The organism is Chryseobacterium hilariae (assembly GCF_051400735.1).
Lineage (GTDB): Bacteria > Bacteroidota > Bacteroidia > Flavobacteriales > Weeksellaceae > Chryseobacterium.
Genome location: NZ_JBLFFJ010000003.1, coordinates 121,711 through 143,697 on the forward strand (window position 1 = coordinate 121,711; position 21,987 = coordinate 143,697).

Here is a 21,987-nt window from a genome sequence, read left to right on the forward strand (position 1 = left end):
TGAGCGGAGTCGAAGCATCTTTAGTAAGAACATTCGTATCATTTACATAAAAAAACCTCCGGAAATTCGGAGGTTTTGTATTGAATCGATTTAGTGCATGGCTTCACTTAAATCTATTTTTTCTTTGCTTTTCCTTTCTTTAATAAAAAGGATAAACGGTATACATACGAGGAATATAACTCCTAAATAGAGGAAGACATCCATATACGAAAGCACTGTAGCCTGTTTTGTGACTGATAAATCCAGCATTTTATAGGCTGCATTCATCGCTGCGTCGGGAGTCATTCCTTTTGCAACAAAGCTGGCTTTTAATGCGTTCAGGCGTTGCTGTACATCAAAACTGTTTTCATCCAGATGGGAGATCAGGTTGAGCCTGTACTTCTGTCCTGCATTGGCAATAAACGTAGTGATCGCCGCAATCCCAAATGAACCTCCTAGCTGTCGCATCATCCCTGTAAATGCTGCGCCCTGACCAATTTCCTGCCCTTTCAGTGTACTCAATGACAGTGAAGTGATCGGGATAAACAGAAGTCCCAAGCCGGCTCCCCTTACAATCAGCATCCAGAAAAAAGCATCTTTACTGGTATCTGGTGTCAGGATTTTATACCCCCAGAAGCTATAGACAAAGAAGATGAAGAGCCCTAAAGATACCAGGATCTGCTGTTTTGCCCCTTTTGAAAGAAGCCTTCCGATAATTGGCATCATAAAGGCTGTTGTCAGTGCTGCGGGAATCATCAAGGCTCCCGACTGCAAGGCCGTCCATCCTAAAATACTCTGCGTATACAGTGGTACAATGAATGTGGAACCATACAATCCGAATCCTAAAACGAATGACATCACCGTTCCGATCCTTAAGTTCCCGTTTTTCAATACCCTTAGCTCCACAATGGGATATTTAAATGTAAGTTCCCGCCATAGGAAAAGGATGAACCCTAAGATGGCCGATATGGTAAATGTTACGATCATTCCGCTTTCAAACCAGTCTTCTTCATGGCCTCTTTCCAGAATAAACTGTAAAGATCCCACGGTAACTGCCAGTAAGGCAATTCCGATCCAGTCTACATCTGAAGCCTTTCGTTTTTCAGCATATTTCGGACTTTTTACAAACTGTAAAGTCATCAGCGTTGCTGCAATCCCAATCGGAATATTGATATAGAAAATATACGGCCAGCTGAAATTATCTACAATATATCCTCCCAATGGCGGACCTAAGGTTGGACCAATAATTACTCCCAAACCATAAATGGCCTGTGCCATACTTCTTTTCTCAATAGGATACGATTCTGTAATGATCGTCTGTGACGTCACCAGGAGTGCTCCTCCGCCAATTCCCTGCATCAGCCTGAAAAATACGAGTTCCCAGATATTGGTGGCATTTCCGCATAAAAACGAAAATATGGTGAATATAATGATGGAAGCTGCAAAGTAATTTCTACGTCCGAACTGCTGTGACAGCCAGCTCGTCATCGGCACCACAATTACGTTACCGATTGCATAAGCTGTAATCACCCAGCCTACTTCAGAAAGTGTGGCTCCAAGATTCCCCTTCATCTCATTCAAGGCAACATTCACAATCGTGGAGTCCACAATTTCAAGCAGAGCACAAAGGATTGCTGTGATCGTGATGATCACCCTCCGGGCTCCATATTCTACTAATGATTCTTGCATAGTTTTTTACGATGTAAAAAGGTGAATTGCCAATGGTTAATCAACTTCGTTGTCAATTTTCAGCTTCATATTATCCTCATTCATTGACTTGCATCAGCAAAATTGACAATTCACTTATTTCACAGTTTTAATATTATTTAAGCGACACTTCTGCTTTTACGTTCATTCCTGTTCTCAGCCTCTTTGCAATATTCTTATCAAGATTTACAAAATCGATTTTTACAGGAAGTCTCTGAACCACTTTTACGAAGTTACCGCTGGCGTTATCCGGAGGCAGGATTGAAAAAGTAGCTCCTGTTGCCGGAGAGAATGAGCTTACAACTCCATCAAATTCCTGGTCAGGGAAGGCATCAATCTCAATTTTCACTTTTTGTCCTTCTACCATTTTATCTACCTGCGTTTCTTTAAAGTTGGCCACAACCCATTTCTGGTCGTTTTTAACCAAAGCAAAAAGTTGTGATCCGGCTTGCAGATACTGGCCTGCCTGAGTAGAAACTTTTCCAACATACCCGTCTTCCGGAGCAAGGATCACCGTGTATGATAAGTTTAATTTAGCATTTTCCACATCTACTTCTCTTTGTTTTGCTACTGATCCTGCAACACTGATCTGCTGAGAGCTTGCTGCAGTCTGAGAAGATGCAATGGTAGTTTGCTGTGCAATCTGGTTTCTCTGATCCACTAAAACCTGAAGCTGCCTGTCCGCAGACTGTTTGGCCGCTAAAGCCTGCTCATATTGCTGTTCTGTAATAGAATGATCCTTTACAAGGTTGGCATATCTTTTCAAATCCTGTGATGTTTTCCAAACGTTTACTTTTGCTGCTTCTATCTGTGCATTGGCCGTTGTTACTGCTGCCTGGGAAGAGCTTATATTTTTTGATGTAGCCGTAGTCGTAGCTTCTGCATTTGAAATATTACTTCTGGCTGTTGACAAAGCAGCCTGAGCCTGCTCAAGAGCCATTTTCTGATCTCTGTTATCAAGAATAACCAAAGTATCCCCTTTTTTTACGAACTGATTGTCTTTTACTTTTACTTCTGCTACATAACCGGAAATTTTAGAAATTACCGGCGCCATATTGGATGTGATCTGTGCATCGTCAGTTTCTTCGTGATACTGCCCGTAAGTAAAGGCTCTGTACCCATAGATCCCTCCACCGATTACTACAGCGGCTAAGATGATAGGAAAAACGAAACTTTTTTTCTTTTTAGGTTCAAGTTCAACGGTTGGTTTATTATTATTTTCCATTTTGGTTTCAGTCTGATTATTTAATTGTTAAAGTTCCTGTTGTCTGTAATAGTTTTCTGTATGCTAAAGCGGCATCTGCCTTGGCATTGATCACGCCTACATTAGCTGAAATCTGGGCAGCGTCTGCATCCAGAAGCTCTGTCATGGTTGCAAGGCCGTTGTCGTATTTATTTTTGGTAATCCTGTAGTTTTCATTAGCCTGCTCAGCAGCTTTCTCATAAACGGAGATTCTCTTTTTAGAGTAATCCGTATTCTGATATTCTCTATTGACATCAAGTTTAATGTTATCATTCAGCAATTCATCATTGGCTGCCAGCTGCTTTTCTCTTGCCTGAGATTGTCTTAATGAAGAATTTTCTTTCCAGATATTGGATAAATTGTAAGAAATTCCAACTCCAACATTCACGGCATTGTATATGGTCAGGAATTTTGGAATGTCTGCCGCTACATACCCTCCGGTAAATGCTATGGAAGGAAGGTTTTCAGCTTTTGCCGATTTTGTACCCCGTTCCGCAGCTTTTCTTTGCTGAGCCAAAGCCTGTAAGTCTTTACGGTTTTCTCTGGCTTCATTTACGTAATAATCAACTGTTTTTACTTCTGAACCTTCATCGATATAATTCGGGTCAACTTCAATTTCTGTAGTTTCCGGGATTCCTAGAAGCAGGTCCATATTGATGTTGGCAATATTGTAGTTGTTTTTAGCTTCCAATAGCTGCAGCTCGATATTTGAAGTCTGCAGGTTTGCTTTTAAACGGTCATTTCTTGCAATAACCCCATTGTTTTCAAGCTTAAGAAAGGTTTCGTCTCTTTTTTGAGAAGCCGTAAGGTTTTCTTCTAAAACTTTGATGGATTGATTCGCTTTAAATAAATTATTATAAGCCTGGGCAACATTATAAGCAATCGCTATTTTATCATTTTCTGTACTTAGCTTTGATGCTTCCACCAAATATTTGGCAGATTGGATACCATATTTGATTCTTCCGCCACTATAAACCGGGACACTTAGGTTAACCGATCCATAAGCAACCTGATGTACTTCCGGACCTCCCGCTCCCGAAACACCGGAAAGCTTTAGATCAATAGTGGGCTTAGTGGGAAGATACATATAGCTGCCTGAAACTTTCAACTCTGGAAGCTGTCTGTTTTTGGCCTCCAAAAGATCTGCCGTAGCTTCTTCGATCTTGGTGGCATCAATCTTAAGATTTTTACTGTTCTGGATTCCCAGCTGCACGGCTTCATCGAGAGTGAGCTGTTTTTTCTCCTGGGCATTTATGGCTGTAACTCCCATAAAAAGGGATAATGCCAACACCGAGTTATTTATTCTCTTCATAACCTAAAAGGTCTTTTAGTAAATATTTTATATGTTTATTAAGTTCTGTGTAGTACTTTTCGTCAAAAATCTCATCGTCTTCCGTATCATTCAGGAATTCTTTGTACATCTCTTTGGCATTGGATGCATAAAACAAGGTTCCGCTTACTGTGGCATGAAGTAGATAGATAGGAGGATTTTTAGTGAAAATTCCTTTTTTCAGTCCGCTTTCAAGGACCTGCGAATACATGGAGATAAAGCCCATCTTAGTCTGCTTCAGAAATTCCACGATCTGCGGGTTTTCCGTGTGAAGCTGCTCACGCTGCATAATTCTGTAAAAACATTTGTGATGTCTTACTCTTCCGGAAAACTGGTCTACAATCTTTTCTATTTTCTGCCATTCATTGATATCTGTTCTTTCGAGGATATCTTTAGCGAAGAACTGTCCTTCGTTCATTCTGTATTCCACTAATTTCTCGTACAGTTTTTCCTTGGACCCGAAATAGTAAGAAATCATAGAGATATTTACATTCGCCGCCTTAGAAATCTCCCTGGTGGAAGTCCCTTCGAAGCCTTTTTCAGCAAAAAGCTTCTCTGCAGCAAATAATATATTTTCTTCTTTTGAAACCATAGTAATTCTATTTTTCAGGGCGCAAATTTACATAAGTTTTCAAACAAATCAAACGATTGATTGATTTTTTAATTTATATTTAATATTTGCCAATGTAAAGAGCTGAAAACTAATTGTATTAAAAAGAAGAAAATTTTAAATAAAAGTTAAGAACCCCAGAATTCCACACAATATGAAAAGTCCGGAACTGATCCGGACTTTAATATCATTAAAAATTTTCAGCTGTATATTTTGACTGAACTATGAGTTTTTGTGAATATAACGTGATAGTTTAATCCCAAGGTCTGTCCAGACAATTTTAGGATTTCCGTTTCGGGTTAAATGGAGATCTGCAGTGCTGATTTCTTCCAGAATACTTTCAATATTGGCGCCGCTGATGAATTTTGAAAAGCCGTCCCAGTTGAAGCCGTCTGCATCAATCTTTTTGTATACCAAATTTTCAGACTGGTAATTTTGAAGCAGGGCAAGCCTGAAGATCTCAGAACAGTAGTTCAGGAAATTTTTCTGTTTTTCCCTATTCCAGCTAGCAATTTCTCTGGCCCAAAGGATAATGCTTTTAAGGAACTGAGGCTTCTTTTTTACCATGAAAGCATCCCTTACCCACTGTATAAATAGCTTTTCAAATTCGTCGCTTTTATGTCCCGAATTTAAAATTTTCAAGGCTTCATTGAGATCTCCCTGTGCTTCGTGGACAATCTCCCTAACCTTTTCCTCTGAAATCTGAAAATTCTTTTTAAGATGGCTTTCCAGATCTTCATCACTGATTCTCGGAATTTCTACAATCTGTGTTCTTGAAAGAATTGTCGGAAGAATATCATTGGCCGTTTCAGCAGTAAGAAGAATGAGCGTTTTTGCGGGTGGTTCTTCCAAAAATTTCAGAAATTTATTCGCAGCAGCAATATTCATTTTATCAGCTCTCCAGACAATCAGAATTTTAGTTCCGCCTTCAAAACTCTTTAATGCAAACTTCTGGTTCTGATCATCAATTTCGTCTGCAGAAATAAAAAGCTGTTTATTTTCAGATTCGAGGAAGGCTGTCCAGTCGTCATAGCTTGCATAGGGAGAAGCCATGATCATTTCCCTGAAATCCTCAAATTTATTTTTACTTAGAGAATTTTTGTTATCTGTAAAAACAGGGAAACTAAAATGCAGATCCAAATGGTTTAAATGTTCCACTTTCGAAGCAGCATGCTCATTTTCCTGGCTAAAGATCTCTTTGGCATAAGCCAAAACCATAGGAAATGTACCATATCCCTCTTTTCCTAAAAAAAGCTGGGCGTGGCTTACCCTGTTTTCAGCAATGCTTTCACGAAGAAGTTTTTTCAGATTTTCCTGTCCGGCGATGTTCTCCCAATTCATGTTCCAAAGATAAAGAATTTTTAGAACGGATGATTTCTGAGATGTGAATTTTGCTTCGCAAATAAATGGTAAATTTTAATAATACAATTTATAAATAAGGTATAAAAATAACGGGCAAAGCGTATTCATAATTGATAATTCAGCATAATTATGGCTATTCATACCCCTTAACAAACTTTAACCACATATAATTTTTACAATTCATTAATATTTAAGATATTTGCGCATTGTTTTAAAAATAAAGAATGAAAAAAATCTTTGCCGTATCATTCATATCAGTTGGATACTTCCTAAATGCACAGAGTATAAGTAACTCTCCGTATGCAACTTATGGAATTGGAGATGTAAAATATGATAATACGATTGAAACTGCCTCTATGGGTGGTATATCTACTGCTTATATCAGTGATTTCACGAGCAGCTTCAATTTCGCAAACCCTGCGAATAACTCTAATTTCGAGCTTACAAGCATCAGGCTGGAAGCTACCAACGAAAACAATTACTTCAAAACAAATTATAACGATACGAAGTCTACCAAACATTCTACGTATCTTTCTAATATTGCATTGGCATTTCCATTGTCTCCAAAAGTAAAGATGGGACTATCTTACCAGCCTTACAGTTCTAAGAGCTATGAGATTGTAAATACTACTAAAACCTACGAAACTGTAGATGGTGCTCAGGTATTAAACGGATATTACACCAATCGTTTTAAAGGAAGTGGAACCCTGAACACGGCCCAGGCAGCTGTTTCTTATAAAATAGACCAAAATTTTGCAGTAGGTTTGAGAGCCAATCTATATTTTGGAAATCTTTATGATCTGAATGAGCTTAGGTCTTATGATAAAGATGGAGTTTCCAACGCTGAATTCATCAATGGCTATGAAACCAAAAACAGGATCAAAAACTTCAACTTCACTCTTGGTGGTAGCTACCAAAGCGTGAATACGCGTACAGATAAAAAGTTAACCATCGGGGCTACAGCTACATTTGGCAATACCAGCAATATGACTACTGAGTATATCAACAGTACTTATAGATATTCTGATGTAGCACAAACTGTTAAAGCTTTAGAAACCATTGTAGATCAGAAAAGCACAAGTTCTAAAAACCTTCTTCCATTGCAGGCATCTTTAGGGGTTGGGTATGGAAGTGAGAATCATTGGTTCTTTTCAGGACAGCTTGATTATAAAAAAGGGGAAGATATTTCTTATTTCGGAAAAACTTTTGACTTCCAGGACAGTTACAGAATTTCTGCCGGAGGATGGTATCTGCCGAATTATAACAACTTCAGAAACTATTTCTCAAGAGTAACCTACAGATATGGAGCTTTCTATGAGAGAGGAAATCTTAAGATAAATGGCACCAGCATCAATAAGTTTGGAATCTCTGCCGGAGTATTGCTTCCATTCAAAACAAGCAGCATTACAAGAATGAGCGGTCTTGAACTGGGTGTGGAACTAGGAAAAAGAGGAACTCTTGATAACAACCTGATCAACCAGAATTTCATCAACTTAAAAGTCGGCTTCAACTTTGCTGACAGATGGTTCAGAAAGACTCTGTACAACTAAAATGAATTTTTCAATAAAAATATCATATAAAAATATAGCATGCCTTTTTAGTTGTGCTATATTTTTTATATTGACATCCTGTGAGGAAGATCTTACCAAAGCTAATGGAAACAAAAGCAAGAACTTTCCGTCAGAGATCATTAATAATGCCAATATCATACAACGGGATTCGGGCTTCATATCTTTAAAAGCCAAGGCACCCATTATTGAAAAGTATCAATTAATTGACAGTCCTTATATTGTGGCTAAAAGAGGTATCAACATTGAATTTTTCGATAAGAAAAAACCTAAAGTTCCCGGTAAGATTACCGCTAAATATGCCCGCATTTTTGAGTATAAAAGATTTTACGAAGCCAAAGGCGATGTAAGGATTACCACCAATGAAGGACAGCGGTTCGCGATGCAGAGTATTTATTGGGATCAGAAAAAGAAAAGGATTTACACCAAAGATACCGTATATGTCACCATGGAAGACGGCTCTACCCTAGTTGGTGCCAATGGTATGACAGCCAAGGATGATTTTTCCGAATATACTTTCTTCAATAATTCGGGGGATTTCAGTACCAAAAGACTCGAAGAAAAAAAAACACCGCAGTAATATGAAAATTCAGGCTATTGGGCTTATGTCCGGAACCAGTCTGGATGGTCTGGATATCTGTTTCGCCGCTTTTGAAAAAAAGAAGGACTGGAATTTTCAGATCTTAAAGGCTGAAACCCTTCCCTATTCTCAAAACTGGGAGGAAAAACTCAGAAACTCAATTCATTTATCTTCAGAAGAATTACTGGAACTTCATTCGGAATATGGTTTTTATCTCGGCCATCAGGTTAGAGAATTTATAGACCGTAATTATCTTGAAAATATTGATCTGATCGCCTCTCATGGCCATACGGTTTTTCACCAGCCTAAAAAAAAGTTTACCCTTCAGATCGGAGACGGAAGAGCCATCAAAATAGAAACAGGGCTTCCGGTTATTTACGACTTCAGAAGCCAGGATGTATTGATGGGAGGAAACGGTGCTCCTTTAGTCCCTATCGGTGACGAACTGCTTTTTTCTGATTATGATGCATGCCTGAACCTGGGAGGGTTTTCCAATATCTCTCTAAAGCAGGATGGTAAAAGAATAGCTTTTGATATTGCTCCTGTCAATATTGTCCTGAACAGGCTTGCGAATAAATTCAATAAAAACTTTGATGAAAACGGAGATTTAGCCAGAAAAGGCAGTGTCGACCAGGATCTTCTGGGTAAGCTTAATTCCCTGGATTTTTATAATCAGGCACATCCTAAATCTTTAGGAATTGAATGGTGCAACGAAGCTATTTTCCCACTCCTTAAAAATTCTGATGTAACGAATGCTATGGCTACCTTTATCGAGCATGTGGCTCAGCAGATCTCAAATGTCATTAATGTAAACCGTTTAGAGAATGTTCTATGCACTGGCGGGGGCAGCTATAATACATGTCTTATCGAAAAGATCAGAGAAAAAACAGAATTTACCGTCATCATTCCGGAAAGGCAGATTATTGACCATAAAGAAGCGCTTATTTTTGCTTTTATGGGAGTTTTAAGGATGAAGAACGAGATCAATGTCCTTTCTTCTGCAACAGGCAGTACCGCAGATCATAGCTCAGGCGTATTGGCATAAAAAAACCTCCATTGCTGAAGGTTTTTCTTATTATTTGTAAGCTTCGATCTTATCTGTCAGTGTATTGATAAAATTCTGAAGTGGTTTTTCAACCATCATTTTGATGAAAGGATTGAATTTCCCCTCAAAAAGCATCTGAACTTCAGTTTGATCATCGTTGATAGGATTTAAAGCCGCTGTTAAAGTAAAATCCAAACTTGAGCTTGCAGATTTCAAAACTGCTTTCTGCTCATTCACTTCATCTATTTTCAGAGCAATTTCAGGCATACCCTGAAGACCGAATTTGAACCCGTTGTCTTTGGTTTCAAATTTCTGAAGACCATCCGGCATAAAATCTTTATAGTTTTCAGGCGATTTCAATATTTCAGACAATTCTTTAGATGATTTATTGACAATAATCTTTCGTCCTTCTAAATTCATTTTTTATTTTTGTATTTAAATTCTTAATTCTTACAAATATATGTATAAAGTTTTTGTGAACGAAAAAAAATTATTAGTGTCTAAGCATCCCGAGCCTCTTGAAAAAGAACTTAGGTACGAAAGTTTCACAACTTTAGAGATTGCATTGGATCTTTTGGAAAACACTTCGGTGAAAGAACTTAATGTTTTCGGTGAGAATATTGAAGAAATCTGGAGCGAATTCCAGAAGCTTTTCAGAATCATAGAAGCTGCGGGAGGCCTTGTCAATAATCCCGATGGAAAGTTGCTTTTTATTAAAAGGTTAGGTAAATGGGATCTTCCCAAGGGTAAAATGGAAAAAGGTGAATCCCGCGAAGAATCGGCTGTGAGAGAAATTGAAGAGGAGACAGGGCTGAAAAATGTGGAACTGGTAAAATTCATCAATACTACCTACCATATCTACATCGAAAGAAACGGTGAAAAAATCCTTAAATGCACGCATTGGTTTGAAATGAACTTCAATGGTGAAGATACTTCAAAACCGCAGATAGAAGAAGGAATTACAGAAGTAGCCTGGAAAAACACCACTCAGATCGAAGATGAAGTTTTCCCAAGCACTTTCCAAAATATCAAGCTGATTGTAAAAGAATTCTGGAATTCAAAGCTTAAATAAATTCGATAGACTTTTCAAGTGCAATTCCTCTTGAACCTTTTAACAGGATATTTTCTGCATGGATTTTATTCTGCTTGAGGTATTCTATTAATTCTGCAGTATTTTCAAAAGACAGTGACGAAGAATTGACATCTTTAAAATACTTTCCTACCGTAATGATTTGGTCAAAAGCTAATTCGTGGGCAAGCTTTAAGATATTTTTGTGTTCTTTTACACTCTCTTCTCCCAATTCAAGCATATCACCAATAATAATGGTTTTACTGCCTTCAAAAGTTACAAAATTATGCAGTGAGGCAGTCATAGAGCTTGGATTGGCATTGTAGGTATCCAGGACTAATGTTGTCTTTTCTTTTTTTACAACCTGGGAACGCATATTAGTCGGAGTATAGTTTTCAACAGCATGCTTTATTTTTTCAAAGCTGATCCCAAAATGAAGACCAAGACTGGCTGCTGCACATAAATTGGTAAAGTTATATTCTCCCGTAAGTTTAGAAACAGCTTTTATACCTTGGTAGTCTAATCCTACAAAATGTTCTTCGGAAAACAACCCGAACTGGTAATCGGAAGTGTCTTTTCCAAAGGTAATTTTTGGTGTATAATTTTCCGTTTTTTCTGACTGTATGGGATCATTTTCATTAACAACAATAATCTGGTTATGATTTTTCAAATAATCATACAGCTCAGATTTTCCTTTGATCACGCCTTCAAATCCGCCGAAGCCTTCCAGGTGGGCTTTCCCAAAGTTGGTAATATATCCAAAATCCGGTTGTGAAATGGTGCATAAAAGCTCAATTTCCTTCTGGTGATTGGCTCCCATTTCTACCACTGCTATTTCATGTTCAGGTTTAATGGAGAGAATGGTTAGCGGAACTCCAATATGGTTATTTAAATTTCCGGAAGTATATTGTACATTAAATTTCTCAGAAAGAACTGCATGGATAATTTCTTTGGTCGTTGTCTTCCCATTGCTTCCTGTAAGTCCGATAACAGGGATTTTAAGCTGATTTCTGTGGTGAACAGCAAGCTGCTGAAGAAATTCCAGTGTAGAAGGAACATAGAAGATATTTTTATCCTTATTTTCAAATTCCTGTTTCTCCACAATTACCGCCAAAGCTCCGTCATCAGCAGCTTTTTCTGCCAGGGTTGCAGCATTGAAATTTTCACCGGAAAAGGCAAAGAAAATATCATTCCTGCCTACTTTTCTGCTGTCGATCGTCACTTTATCTGATTGTAAAAATAAAGGATAAAACTGTTCTATATTCATACTTCAAAAATAAAAAAACCTTCCGGAAATCCGGAAGGTTTTTTATAAGTATTTTTTGATAAATATTATCTTCTAGTTCTGCCTTTATCACTAGCTCTGGCATCTTGTGCAACACGGAAGCCAATCCATCCGTAAGCTTTGCCTTCGTTTTTGTATCTTCTTTGTCCCGGATCCAACCAATAGGCTGTATCCTGCCAAGAACCACCTTTTACAACTCTTACATCATTAGATACTGCAGATGTTCTGTCTCTGGTATCTTTCTGAAGTTTTACTCTTCCACCTGCATCTACAACAAATCTTCTCTGAGGAGCATTGTACATATCAAATGAAGAAGCTGAATCTGAAGCTCTGTAATATTCTAAAGAAGACTGTCTGTCACCATCTCTGTAGTTTCTGTGATCAGCAATGGTTTCTCTTTCAAACTGTCCCGGAAGACCTCTGTATACTAATCTGCCATCTGCTAAGGTATCATACTTGATAGTACCTTCGTCGATCATTTTGTAAGTTCCGTCACCGTTTCTTACAATAGCCTGAGGCATGTTTCCTCTATAGTAGTTGAAATCGTTGAAATCTTCATCAATGATTGGTCTGTATACGTCAGCCGTCCATTCAGAAACGTTTCCGTACATACCGTAAATTCCAAGATCGTTAGAAGGATATTGTCTCACGTCTGCTGTTTGTGCAGCTCCGTCATTTTTCCATCCTGCAATACCTGAATAGTCACCTCTTCCCATTTTGAAGTTTTCAAGGAACATTCCTTTATCTCTTCCTTTGGTACCTCTTAATCTTTCGATTTCAGGTTTTTTACCTAAGTATTGGTTGTATTCTCTGTTTTTAGCCATGCCAAGAGCAGCATATTCCCATTCAACTTCGGTAGGAAGTCTGAACTTCTGAACCATTGAAGCATTTGGGGCTCTGTTTGCAGAAAGAAGTCTCTGGTTGGTTGTTTTCATACCAGATTTCTGCTGCATTCTTTTCTCGTTGATGTATCCCTGCATTTCAGGATCATTCGCTTTGAATTTATCCATATTGAATGCAGTTCCACCCTGGTTATTGGATTCGTTGATATACAAATCTTTAGCAATAACTCCGGCCTGCATTAAAGCTTTTTCATTCGCTCTGTCTGTAAGCCATTCACAGTATCTGTTCGCCTGAGTCCAGGAAACTCCTACTACCGGGTAGTAATCGAATTCCGGGGAACGAAGATACGTTTCATTATAATCGTTTCTAGCTAGTTTGTTGTCCCATAAAAGAGTATCCGGTAAAGCGCCGTTATAGATCTCCTTGAAGCTAGGGTCACTTGGTGGAAATACATACTTCAACCATGTAAGGTATTCGCGGTATTCGTAGTTAGTAATTTCTGTTTCTCCGATGAAGAATGAACTTACCTGCATTCTGCGCGGTGTGTTATTCCAATCATGCATAACATCATCTTTCACTAATCCCATTGTAAAAGTTCCACCTTCTACATATACCATTCCTGGCCACCCCTTCTGTTTTTGTTGCTTTCCTGCAAAAAACCAACCTTGTTTTTCGTTTGGTTTCCAACCCGTCTTGCTGACAAATTTTTTAGTACCGCCTCCTTTGCTGGTCCCGGATCCGCCACAGCTGGTTAATGCAAGTGTAGAACTTAATGCTATTAATGAAAACAACTTTAGTTTTTTCATAGTCGATATAAATATTTTCAAAGTACAAAGAAAAAATAAATTATTCAATAAATCAAGTAAACATTTGATTTTTTTGAAAAACGTTAACAAATTAATTTTATTGTATCACAATTTAATTCTAAAATTTTCATTTTATTTGTAATTCAGAAATTTCAATAATAAACATGAAACAAAAAATCACCTTTTTATTACTATTCTCTTTTGTATCAACACTTTGGGCCCAGAGAAAAGCCATAGAATGGGAAGGCTCTAAAATCCAAGATTTTGGTGACACAAAATTAAATCTTCCAAATTTCAAAAATGAAGGTTTTTCGTTCAGCCAAAATAATGTTTTTATCATAACCAAACAAAAAATAGGAGAAAAGCAGCTGAAAGTTTCAGACCTGGCCTGGGAAAACGTTTCCAGTAAAGATTTATATGATCTTGATAAGGGCAGACTGCCGGATTACGAAATTGCAGATGTCAGCTATTATACTTTAGAAGGAGAAAGATATGCAAGCATCAGCGTATCTTTATTTAAGAATATAAAGGGGCGTATCCAGAGGCTTTCTTCATTTAATATTTCTGAAACAGCTGCTCCCAACAATTTCAGATCCGGAAATGCAAGCAAAGTGGGAAGTACAGCAAACCCTCTTTCAAGTGGCGGCTTTTATAAGATTAAAGTAGACAGGTCCGGGATATTTAAAATTACAACACAATTTTTAAAAGATAACGGCATTAATCCTGCTTCTGTAAATCCGAAAAATTTCAGAATTTATGGAAACGGCGGTGTGCTGCTTCCCGAATACAACATGGACACAAAATACAGCGCACTTCAGGAAAATGCTATTCAGGTAGTGGGTGAAGATGACGGTGTATGGAATGACGGGGATTATGCTTTATTCTATGCTCAGGGACCAAACGGATACAATCTTTATGATACATCCAACGGAAATGGTTTCAAGAGAGTGGATACAAGGGCGGACAGAAGCAATAATGTAAAAAATATATATGAAGATTTTTCTTACTACTTTATTAATTTTGACAAAGGTGCAGGCAAAAGAGTACAACCGGTTGACGTCAATCTCCCGGCCGGTAATTTAATAACAAGGTATGATAATTACCAAGTAATCAACAATGATCAGGAGAACCTCTTAAAAGTAGGACGCATCTGGGTAGAAGATGCACCGTTTACAACAGACAAAGCGGTTACCTTCACTACCAATTCACCAATACAGGCTGGTGATGTCATCAGATACAGAACACAGGTGGTAGGTTATAGATCCCAGCAGAATACTGTTGAAATTAAAATCAATAACCAAAACCCAATTGTTCAGGCGGTTCCGGCTAATACCAATAATTATGTATTCGATTTTTACCAGTTAAGATATGATGGAACCATATCCAACCTGAATGGAAACCAGATTACCTTTAATTATGCTCCAAATATTTCTGTAAATCCTAATGGGGTTTTCCATTTTGACTATGCAGAAGTACAGTATAAAGAAAATCTTACTTTCAACGGATCTCAGATGAACTTCAGGGATTTCTCTCTTACCAGCGGAAGCAATACCAATTACGGCTTCGGGATTTCCAATGCTACAAACCTTGAGCAGGTATGGGATGTAACTGATATTACGAATGCCAACAGAAGAGTAAATAAGGCGGGTGCGGGCAGTTTTAACTTCGGTTATTTTACTTCAGATCCTAATTTCAATAATGAATTTGTGGCTTTCCGTGCCGATGCCGCTTATAATCCTCAGTTTGTAGAAAGAGTTGCCAACCAGAATCTTTCGGGACTGCAGAATGTGGATTATCTGATTATCACGGTTCCTGAAATGATGGGGCAGGCACAGAGACTGGCCAGCTACCACCAGACTAAAAATAATTATACGGTAGAAATTGTGGATGCTGCTAAGATTTATAATGAGTTCGGAAGCGGAAGCAGGGATCTTACGGCAATAAGAGATTTTGTAACAAAGCTTAATAACAGCGGAAGACTTAAGTATGTATTCATTTTAGGAGACACTTCATATGATTACAAAAACAGGATCTCCGGCAATTCCAATATCGTTTCCGCTTATCATGGCGAAAACTCAGCAGACTTTGTCGGTTCTTTTGTAACAGATGACTATATTGTAATGACACAGCCACAGACTGCATCTTCCATTGAAAATAACCTGCCTGATATTCCTGTAGGCAGAATTCCTGCAGCCAATGTAACTGAAGCCGGAAATATGGTTAGTAAAACCCTTGCCTATTACAATGCTCTTCCAGGACAGTCTTCTCCTTTCGGGGAATGGCGTATGAAGCTTGATTTTGTAGTAGATGACGATAAAGACGGCGGAAGTCCATTCCATGAAGTAATGAATAATACGTTGTCCAGCATTTTTGAAATTCCTGGCCAGCAGGATCTGAAAGAGTATAACGTAAGAAAATTATATCTGGATGCTTTCCCGGCCCAAAGTACTGCGGCCGGACAAAGATTTCCTCAGGTGACTCAGGCCATTTCAAATGATATTGGCAACAGTCTTTATCTGTTCTATTTCGGGCACGGAGGTATCAACGGATGGGCACAGGAAAGAGTACTTACGAGTACGGAAATTCAAAATTCCAATAACTTTTCCAATGTTTACAGCAGATTCCCGTTTGTATCTACCATTACCTGTGAATTTACATTATGGGATGAACCGGCTACTTCTTCTGCAGGGGAGCAGTTCATTAAGCTTAAGCAGGGAGGCGCAGCTGCCATGATCACATCAAGCCGTGCCATTGGGGTAGATTACGGACGTAACTTTACGGATCTTTATACTAAGAATATTTTCAAGCTAATTAATGATGATTTTGAAACCTTAGGATATGCTCATTTAAATGCTAAAAAACAAAAAGGAGCTAATATTGACCACCTGAAAGTAAATTTACTTGGAGATCCCGCAATGAAACTGAGCAGACCTCAAAGGCAGCTTATTATAGACAATATAGAATCTCCGGTTCCGGGACTGATCAGAGGTCTGGATTTCATTAAAGTGAAAGGACATATCAATAACCCTAACGGAACGGTTAACACAACTTTCAATGGAAGGGTTTCTATCAATATTTTTGATAAAAGGCTGAACAAAAAAACCTTGAATAATGACGGAGTATTATCGCCTGTCATGGATTACACAGAAGAAGGAAGCGCTATTGTTAAAGCTTCAGGAACCGCAGTAAACGGGGTATTCACTGTAGAATTCTACGTTCCGAAGGATATCAACTACGCCGTGGGACAGGGAAGAATACTGGGCTATGCGGACAATAAAGCAATGGATGTATTCAATAACCAGGCAGTGCAGGTGGGAGATATCAACCCGAATGGAATCAATGATAACGAACCTCCAAAAGTAAAACTGTATATGAATAATACAAATTTTGCAGACGGAGGAATCACGAATCAAAACCCTATGCTTTTGGCTTGTGTTACGGATGACACGGGGATCAACTCCACCGGATCCGGTGTAGGTCACGATATTACCGTTTATCTTGACGGGCAGATCATCAATACGGTTGTTCTGAATGATTTCTTTGCTTCAGGCGAAGGAAACGGATGCCTTAGCCCAAGTCTTGCCGACTATCAGAAAGGAAATGTAACCTACCCTTTCAGAAACCTTGCGGTAGGACAGCATCAATTAACATTTAAAGTTTGGGATATAAACAATAATTCGACAACGTCTACGTTAAACTTTGAAGTTAAGGATGAAACCGACCAGCATCTGATCATTAACAGACCGCTGAACTGGCCGAATCCGTTTACCAATAAAACATACATCCAGTTTGAACATAACTGCGATGATATTTTAGATGTAAATGTTCAGATCTATACGATAACAGGAAAATTAGTGAGAACATTATCTCAGCCGGTAGTTGCAGAACCGTTCCTACAGGGCTTTAGAACGCCTCGTCAGGCAATAGAATGGGACGGAAGAGACGATTTTGGGTCAACTGTTGCAAAAGGTACGTATATTTTTAAGATATTTGCAAAAAGTCAAAATCAAGAAAAATGCAAAGGAAGTGCTACAGCTGTAGAAAAAATGGTACTTTTGAAATAAATTAAATAATACATAGATAATAATATTTATAAAAAACTGATAATATATAAAAGACAACATATGAATTTAACTACTAAACTGCTTTTGGGATTTGGTTTAAGTGCTGGTTTTTTAGGCTATTCGCAAGATTTAAGTAAAATAAATCCAGTATTGACCGGAGCTCCTTTTCTGAGAATTGCACCAGATGCAAGAGCTGGAGGTATGGGAGACCAAGGGGTGGTAACTTCACCGGATGCATTTTCACAATTCTGGAATGCGGCAAAATATCCTTTTAGCAGAACAAGTTCTTCCATAGGTCTTAACTATACGCCTTATATGGGAAAACTTACCAATGATGTATTTTTACTATATGGTGCATTCCATAAATTTTTAGGCCAGGAAGAAAGATCCACTATTTCTGCAAGTATCTATTATTTCAACATGGGTGAAGTAGACCTTACCCAGCTGGTAGGTTCAGAAGTAACTTCTATGGGTACGTCAAAACCTAATGAGTTTTCCATTGACGTTGCTTATGGTCTGAAACTTTCTGATTCTTACTCAATGGCTGTTACCGGTAGATTCATCCGTTCAGATTTAGCCGGAGGTTTCAACACAGATACTACCCTTAAAGCTGCCAACTCTTTTGCAGTTGACGTTTCAGGATACTATACTTCTCCAAGATTTTCAAGTTTCGGGGGATACGACGGTAAAGTGAATGCAGGTTTTGCTGTTCAGAACTTAGGTCCGAAATTAGACTATACAGGAAATGAAGAATCCAGATCTTACCTGCCCACTATGGCAAGATTGGGACTTGGATATGATATGTATTTAGATGATATGAACAAAATCGGCATTAGTGTAGAAGGTTCAAAAATTTTGGTTCCGGGATCAGAATATGTAGGAATAGATCCTAACACAAGACAGCCAAGATATGAAGTTCCTAACGTAGGCGTAATGGCAGGAATCGGAAAATCTTTTAAAAATAAAAACTCTATCATGATGAGTGGTGCTTTAGAGTATTCCTATGACAATGCATTTGCAGTAAGAACAGGTTACTTCCACGAAAGTGAGGAGCAGGGAGCAAGACAGTTCGCTACAGCAGGTATCGGATTGAAATACCGTTCTTTCGGACTTGATATTTCTTACCTGATCAATATGTCAAAAATCAATACTGCTTTAGATAATACCCTTCGTTTCGGTCTTACCTGGAACATCGGTGATGAAACATCTAATGTAGATTATTAAGATATTTAATACCCAAATACAAAAAGCCTCATTTTTATGGGGCTTTTTCTATGCATCGAATCGACGAACCGGTCAATGGTGAATTTTGCTTCGCAAGTGAATAGTGAATTGAGGGATAAAGAAAATTCACTGCAAAGCGCAGCTTATTTATCGTTCACACTTCTGTGGCAAATAGTATAATCCGCCATACCCAATCGTCATAATCACAACGATCCAAATTGCCAATTGACAAATTATTAAAGAAATATAATATATAAGTTTGCAAAAGTCTCATTTTTATAAGGTATTTCTTGTTTTCAATAATTAATTTTGTAGTATGAACTATTCAGCAGAACTCAAAAAATTCGTTACCAGCCAATATGTATATTCTGCGATCAGAATTACGCTGGCAACCGTTCTGCCTTGTTTAGTCCTCGCCCACTTCGGAATCCTGAAAGAATACTTTCTATTTCCCCTCGGAACCAGCTTTGTAGCACTTTGTGATCAGCCGGGACCTTTTATCAGAAGGAGAAATGCGCTGACGTTTGCTATTTTCTGCTTCGTTTTTGTAGCGCTTATCGCCAGCCTGGTGATGAATTTTAAAGTTCTGGTCATCCTGGAAATCATTGTATTCGGAATGTTTTTTTCCCTTATCGGAGTTTACGGACAAAGGCTGGCCGCTGTAGGTTCTTTATCTCTTGTTGTACTCGCGATCTTTATTGACGGACATCTTACAGGAGGTAATATTTTTAAAAGCCTGCTGATCTTTGCATCCGGCTGTATCTGGTTTTTGCTGATCTTCCTTGTAGTTACAACCATCCAGCCTTATAAACTGGCAGGACAGATGATCGGGGAAAATTATCTGCAGCTCGCAGAATTCTTAAAGATCAAAGCCAATTATTACCAGAAAAATCCTGATTTTGATAAACTGACCACTCAGGTCATTGCCAAGCAGGTCGGGATCAAAAACCTTCAGGAAGAAACCAGGGAAACCGTTTTCAAAACGAGAACCATCGTTAATGAATCAACAACAACCAGCCGTCTGCTGATGCTGATGTTTTTGAATTCCATGGATCTTCATGAAAAATTGATGACCTCTGAAAGCGATTATCAGAAACTGCAGCAGAGCTTTGAAGACAGCATGATCCTGGTCAATATCCACGATTACCTCAACCTGCTCGCCGAAGAAATTACCAATATCGGAATCTCTCTTCAGATCGGGACGAGGGCAAAATCCATATTCGATCTGGAACATGAACTGAAAAGCCTTAACGTTCTTTATTTTGAGTTACGTAATAAGCAGCTGACGCCTGATAATCTGGAAAATTTCATGATCCTCCGGCAGATTCTGATGCGCATCAACGAGATTACAAAAGAGATCAATGAGATCTATAAAGTATTTTCCCAGGATGTAAAACTGGCCAAAAGTCTTTCTACAGGGTTAGATTTAAAAAAATTCATGCCTAATGAAGAGAAACTTAACTTCAAAGTTTTAAGGAACAATATTTCGCTTTCGTCCTCCCATTTCAGACATGCGATAAGAATTACCACTGCCCTGCTTGTAGGCTATCTCTTTTCTATGTTCGATTTTCTGGGTCTGGGTCATACCTACTGGATCCTGATTACGATTACAGCGATATTGAAACCTGCCTACTCCATTACGAAAAAAAGGAACCTTCTGCGTTTATACGGAACCATTGCAGGAGCAGTTATTGCCTATACGATTCTGCATTTTGTACATTTCAATGGTCTTTTATTTACCATTCTTCTTTTGAGCATGATCATGTGTTTCAGCTTTCTGAAAGGCCGGTATTTTTGGGCCGTCCTGTTTATGACGATCTATGTATTTCTGACCTTTAACTTTTTAAATCCGGGAAATGTAAACGTGATTTTTAAAGACAGAATCCTGGATACCATTATTGCCGGAGTCATTGCTTTTGCCGTATCTTATATTGTTCTTCCTGTATGGGAGCATACTCAAAACCTTGATCTGATGAAAAAATCTGCTGCAGATAATCTGATCTATTTTGAAAGTGTCATTTCCAAATTCTTACAGGGAAATTTTGATATTGAAGATTATAAAGTAAAGCGGAAAAATGCCATTATTTCGCTGGCCAACCTTTCCGATAACTTCCAGAGAATGATCTCTGAACCGAAGAACCAACAGAAAAAACTGGAAGTGGTACACCAGTTTGTAGCAACATCACATTTGATCACAGCCTATACCGCTTCCCTTTCCCAATACTCTAAAAACAATGAAAAATATCCTGAAATAGATGCCGAAAGCTGGAGCAGAAAAATTGAAGCCGAGATGCAGCAGACCTCCGTTTTATTACATGGAAACGAGATCAATGAAGCTTTAAAAATGGAAAGCCGCCTGGAGCCGGAAGATTCTTCCATTGAGGACATGCTAGTGAAAAGAAAAACAGAAATTGAGGAAAATGACTTGGTTGACAGAAGGGATCCTGATAAAATTTCACATTTAACGGAGCTTAAGAACATCCACGATATCCTGGAATTGATCTACGATGTAGCCAAAGAACAGAGAAAAGTGATTGAAAAATACAGAAGCGAAGCAGATTCTACTCCTCCACAATCGTAAAGCAGTAGTCATCAAAAAATTCCACTCTCGCCTTGAACTCATCTGAAAACTGTTCGTCATAAACCCTGCAGCTTATTTTATAAAGATGCTTAAGCTCAAACGGCTTTACTTCGTAATTCTTCTTCAAGGACCAGTATTTGGAATGATGGATTTTGTACATGCTTTCCTTTACACTCCATATAATAGTATAGAAAGCAGGAGCATTATCTTCAGGAATAAATCCTCTTTCATCCTCGTAGGTAAATTTATCAATAACTCTTAAAATCTTTGGATTGAATTTTTCAATATCAATACCTATTTTGTTCTTAGAAACCGCTATGGCAGCGAAAGGAAAAGAATGGGTAATGGAAATTTCCGCATCTTTAGGCGACAGGAAAGGCTCCCTTTCTTTATATAATATTTTGGAGTGAGGTTTTAAACCTTTCAGAAGCTTACGGATCATGAGTACCTCCAGGAGTTTTTTCGGATGGTAGTCTTTTACTTTTTCAGCATTTTCCGGTTCCAGAAGCTCGTTGATATCAAGTTCTTCGCTTTCATCATATTTCCATACAAGAATCGTGGCATTGTCATCTGAAAAATCTCGGTAAAGGGGCATCGTTTTTTTATTCGATAAAAGTAGTGAAAAGATGTGGAAGTTGAAAGAGGATGGATGATGGGAGATGGAAGTTAATGTTCATTTATACCATAGCTT

16 protein-coding genes are annotated in these 21,987 nt (G+C 38.3%); 7 read left to right on the forward strand and 9 right to left on the reverse strand.

All coding sequences use genetic code 11. The annotated features are described in order from the left end of the window. Window positions 1–90: 90 nt before the first annotated feature. From ACMGDK_RS10060 to ACMGDK_RS10080, 5 genes are all read right to left on the reverse strand, one after another. Window positions 91–1,668 carry a DHA2 family efflux MFS transporter permease subunit gene (locus tag ACMGDK_RS10060; protein ID WP_436807832.1) on the reverse strand — a complete coding sequence of 526 codons (1,578 nt, stop codon included), beginning with the start codon at window positions 1,666–1,668 and terminating at the stop codon, window positions 91–93. Between the two features lie 133 nt (window positions 1,669–1,801). Then, window positions 1,802–2,911 (reverse strand): HlyD family secretion protein, encoded by a 1,110-nt coding sequence (locus ACMGDK_RS10065; RefSeq protein ID WP_436807833.1) that lies wholly within the window; start codon window positions 2,909–2,911, stop codon window positions 1,802–1,804. Window positions 2,912–2,927: 16 nt separating this feature from the next. Continuing rightward, window positions 2,928–4,241: a TolC family protein gene (locus ACMGDK_RS10070; protein ID WP_436807834.1), complete on the reverse strand. Its 1,314-nt coding sequence runs from the start codon at window positions 4,239–4,241 to the stop codon at window positions 2,928–2,930. Beyond that, window positions 4,225–4,851, reverse strand: a complete 627-nt coding sequence (locus ACMGDK_RS10075) for a TetR/AcrR family transcriptional regulator (RefSeq protein WP_436807835.1) — start codon at window positions 4,849–4,851, stop codon at window positions 4,225–4,227. The genes ACMGDK_RS10070 and ACMGDK_RS10075 overlap by 17 nt, the downstream gene beginning before the upstream one ends. 240 nt (window positions 4,852–5,091) lie before the next feature. Next, on the reverse strand, window positions 5,092–6,210 hold the full coding sequence (locus ACMGDK_RS10080) for a DNA polymerase III subunit (protein ID WP_436807836.1): 1,119 nt from the start codon (window positions 6,208–6,210) through the stop codon (window positions 5,092–5,094). Between the two features lie 245 nt (window positions 6,211–6,455). On the opposite strand from ACMGDK_RS10080, the gene bamG reads away from it, so the two are divergent. Genes bamG through ACMGDK_RS10095 form a run of 3 tightly spaced genes read left to right on the forward strand, consistent with a single transcriptional unit; the run spans window position 6,456 to window position 9,424 of the window. Continuing rightward, window positions 6,456–7,781 carry a BamG family beta-barrel-assembly machinery protein gene (gene bamG / locus ACMGDK_RS10085; RefSeq protein WP_436807837.1) on the forward strand — a complete coding sequence of 442 codons (1,326 nt, stop codon included), beginning with the start codon at window positions 6,456–6,458 and terminating at the stop codon, window positions 7,779–7,781. Window position 7,782: 1 nt separating this feature from the next. Beyond that, the gene (gene lptC / locus ACMGDK_RS10090; protein WP_436807838.1) at window positions 7,783–8,379 is read left to right on the forward strand and encodes an LPS export ABC transporter periplasmic protein LptC; all 597 of its coding nucleotides are present in this window, start codon (window positions 7,783–7,785) and stop codon (window positions 8,377–8,379) included. Between the two features lies 1 nt (window position 8,380). Continuing rightward, a complete protein-coding gene (locus tag ACMGDK_RS10095) occupies window positions 8,381–9,424 on the forward strand; it encodes an anhydro-N-acetylmuramic acid kinase (RefSeq protein WP_436807839.1) in 1,044 nt (347 codons plus the stop codon). A 30-nt stretch (window positions 9,425–9,454) separates the two neighbouring features. Here ACMGDK_RS10095 and ACMGDK_RS10100 read toward each other — a convergent pair whose 3' ends face one another. Next, a complete protein-coding gene (locus tag ACMGDK_RS10100) occupies window positions 9,455–9,844 on the reverse strand; it encodes an SRPBCC family protein (RefSeq protein WP_436807840.1) in 390 nt (129 codons plus the stop codon). A gap of 40 nt (window positions 9,845–9,884) precedes the next feature. Here ACMGDK_RS10100 and ACMGDK_RS10105 point away from each other — a divergent pair, with 40 nt between their 5' ends. Continuing rightward, a complete protein-coding gene (locus ACMGDK_RS10105; protein ID WP_436807841.1) occupies window positions 9,885–10,496 on the forward strand; it encodes an NUDIX hydrolase in 612 nt (203 codons plus the stop codon). Here the strand turns inward: ACMGDK_RS10105 and ACMGDK_RS10110 are convergent. Together ACMGDK_RS10110 and gldJ are read right to left on the reverse strand one after the other, a co-directional pair. Next, window positions 10,489–11,760, reverse strand: coding sequence for a UDP-N-acetylmuramoyl-tripeptide--D-alanyl-D-alanine ligase (locus tag ACMGDK_RS10110; protein ID WP_436807842.1), 1,272 nt, complete (start codon window positions 11,758–11,760; stop codon window positions 10,489–10,491). The two genes, ACMGDK_RS10105 and ACMGDK_RS10110, sit on opposite strands and share 8 nt — an antisense overlap. 65 nt (window positions 11,761–11,825) lie before the next feature. Then, window positions 11,826–13,427, reverse strand: coding sequence for a gliding motility lipoprotein GldJ (gene gldJ, locus ACMGDK_RS10115; RefSeq protein ID WP_436807843.1), 1,602 nt, complete (start codon window positions 13,425–13,427; stop codon window positions 11,826–11,828). Window positions 13,428–13,591: 164 nt separating this feature from the next. Between gldJ and porU the strand changes: the two genes are divergently transcribed. The 3 genes from porU (at window position 13,592) to ACMGDK_RS10130 (ending at window position 21,296) form a co-directional block, all read left to right on the forward strand. Next, window positions 13,592–17,491, forward strand: a complete 3,900-nt coding sequence (gene porU, locus ACMGDK_RS10120) for a type IX secretion system sortase PorU (RefSeq protein WP_436807844.1) — start codon at window positions 13,592–13,594, stop codon at window positions 17,489–17,491. Between the two features lie 60 nt (window positions 17,492–17,551). Beyond that, on the forward strand, window positions 17,552–18,715 hold the full coding sequence (porV, locus tag ACMGDK_RS10125; RefSeq protein WP_436807845.1) for a type IX secretion system outer membrane channel protein PorV: 1,164 nt from the start codon (window positions 17,552–17,554) through the stop codon (window positions 18,713–18,715). Between the two features lie 316 nt (window positions 18,716–19,031). Beyond that, the gene (locus ACMGDK_RS10130) at window positions 19,032–21,296 is read left to right on the forward strand and encodes an FUSC family protein (RefSeq protein WP_436807846.1); all 2,265 of its coding nucleotides are present in this window, start codon (window positions 19,032–19,034) and stop codon (window positions 21,294–21,296) included. Here the strand turns inward: ACMGDK_RS10130 and ACMGDK_RS10135 are convergent. Continuing rightward, the gene (locus ACMGDK_RS10135) at window positions 21,277–21,891 is read right to left on the reverse strand and encodes a 4'-phosphopantetheinyl transferase superfamily protein (protein WP_436807847.1); all 615 of its coding nucleotides are present in this window, start codon (window positions 21,889–21,891) and stop codon (window positions 21,277–21,279) included. The two genes, ACMGDK_RS10130 and ACMGDK_RS10135, sit on opposite strands and share 20 nt — an antisense overlap. Window positions 21,892–21,987 lie beyond the last annotated feature (96 nt).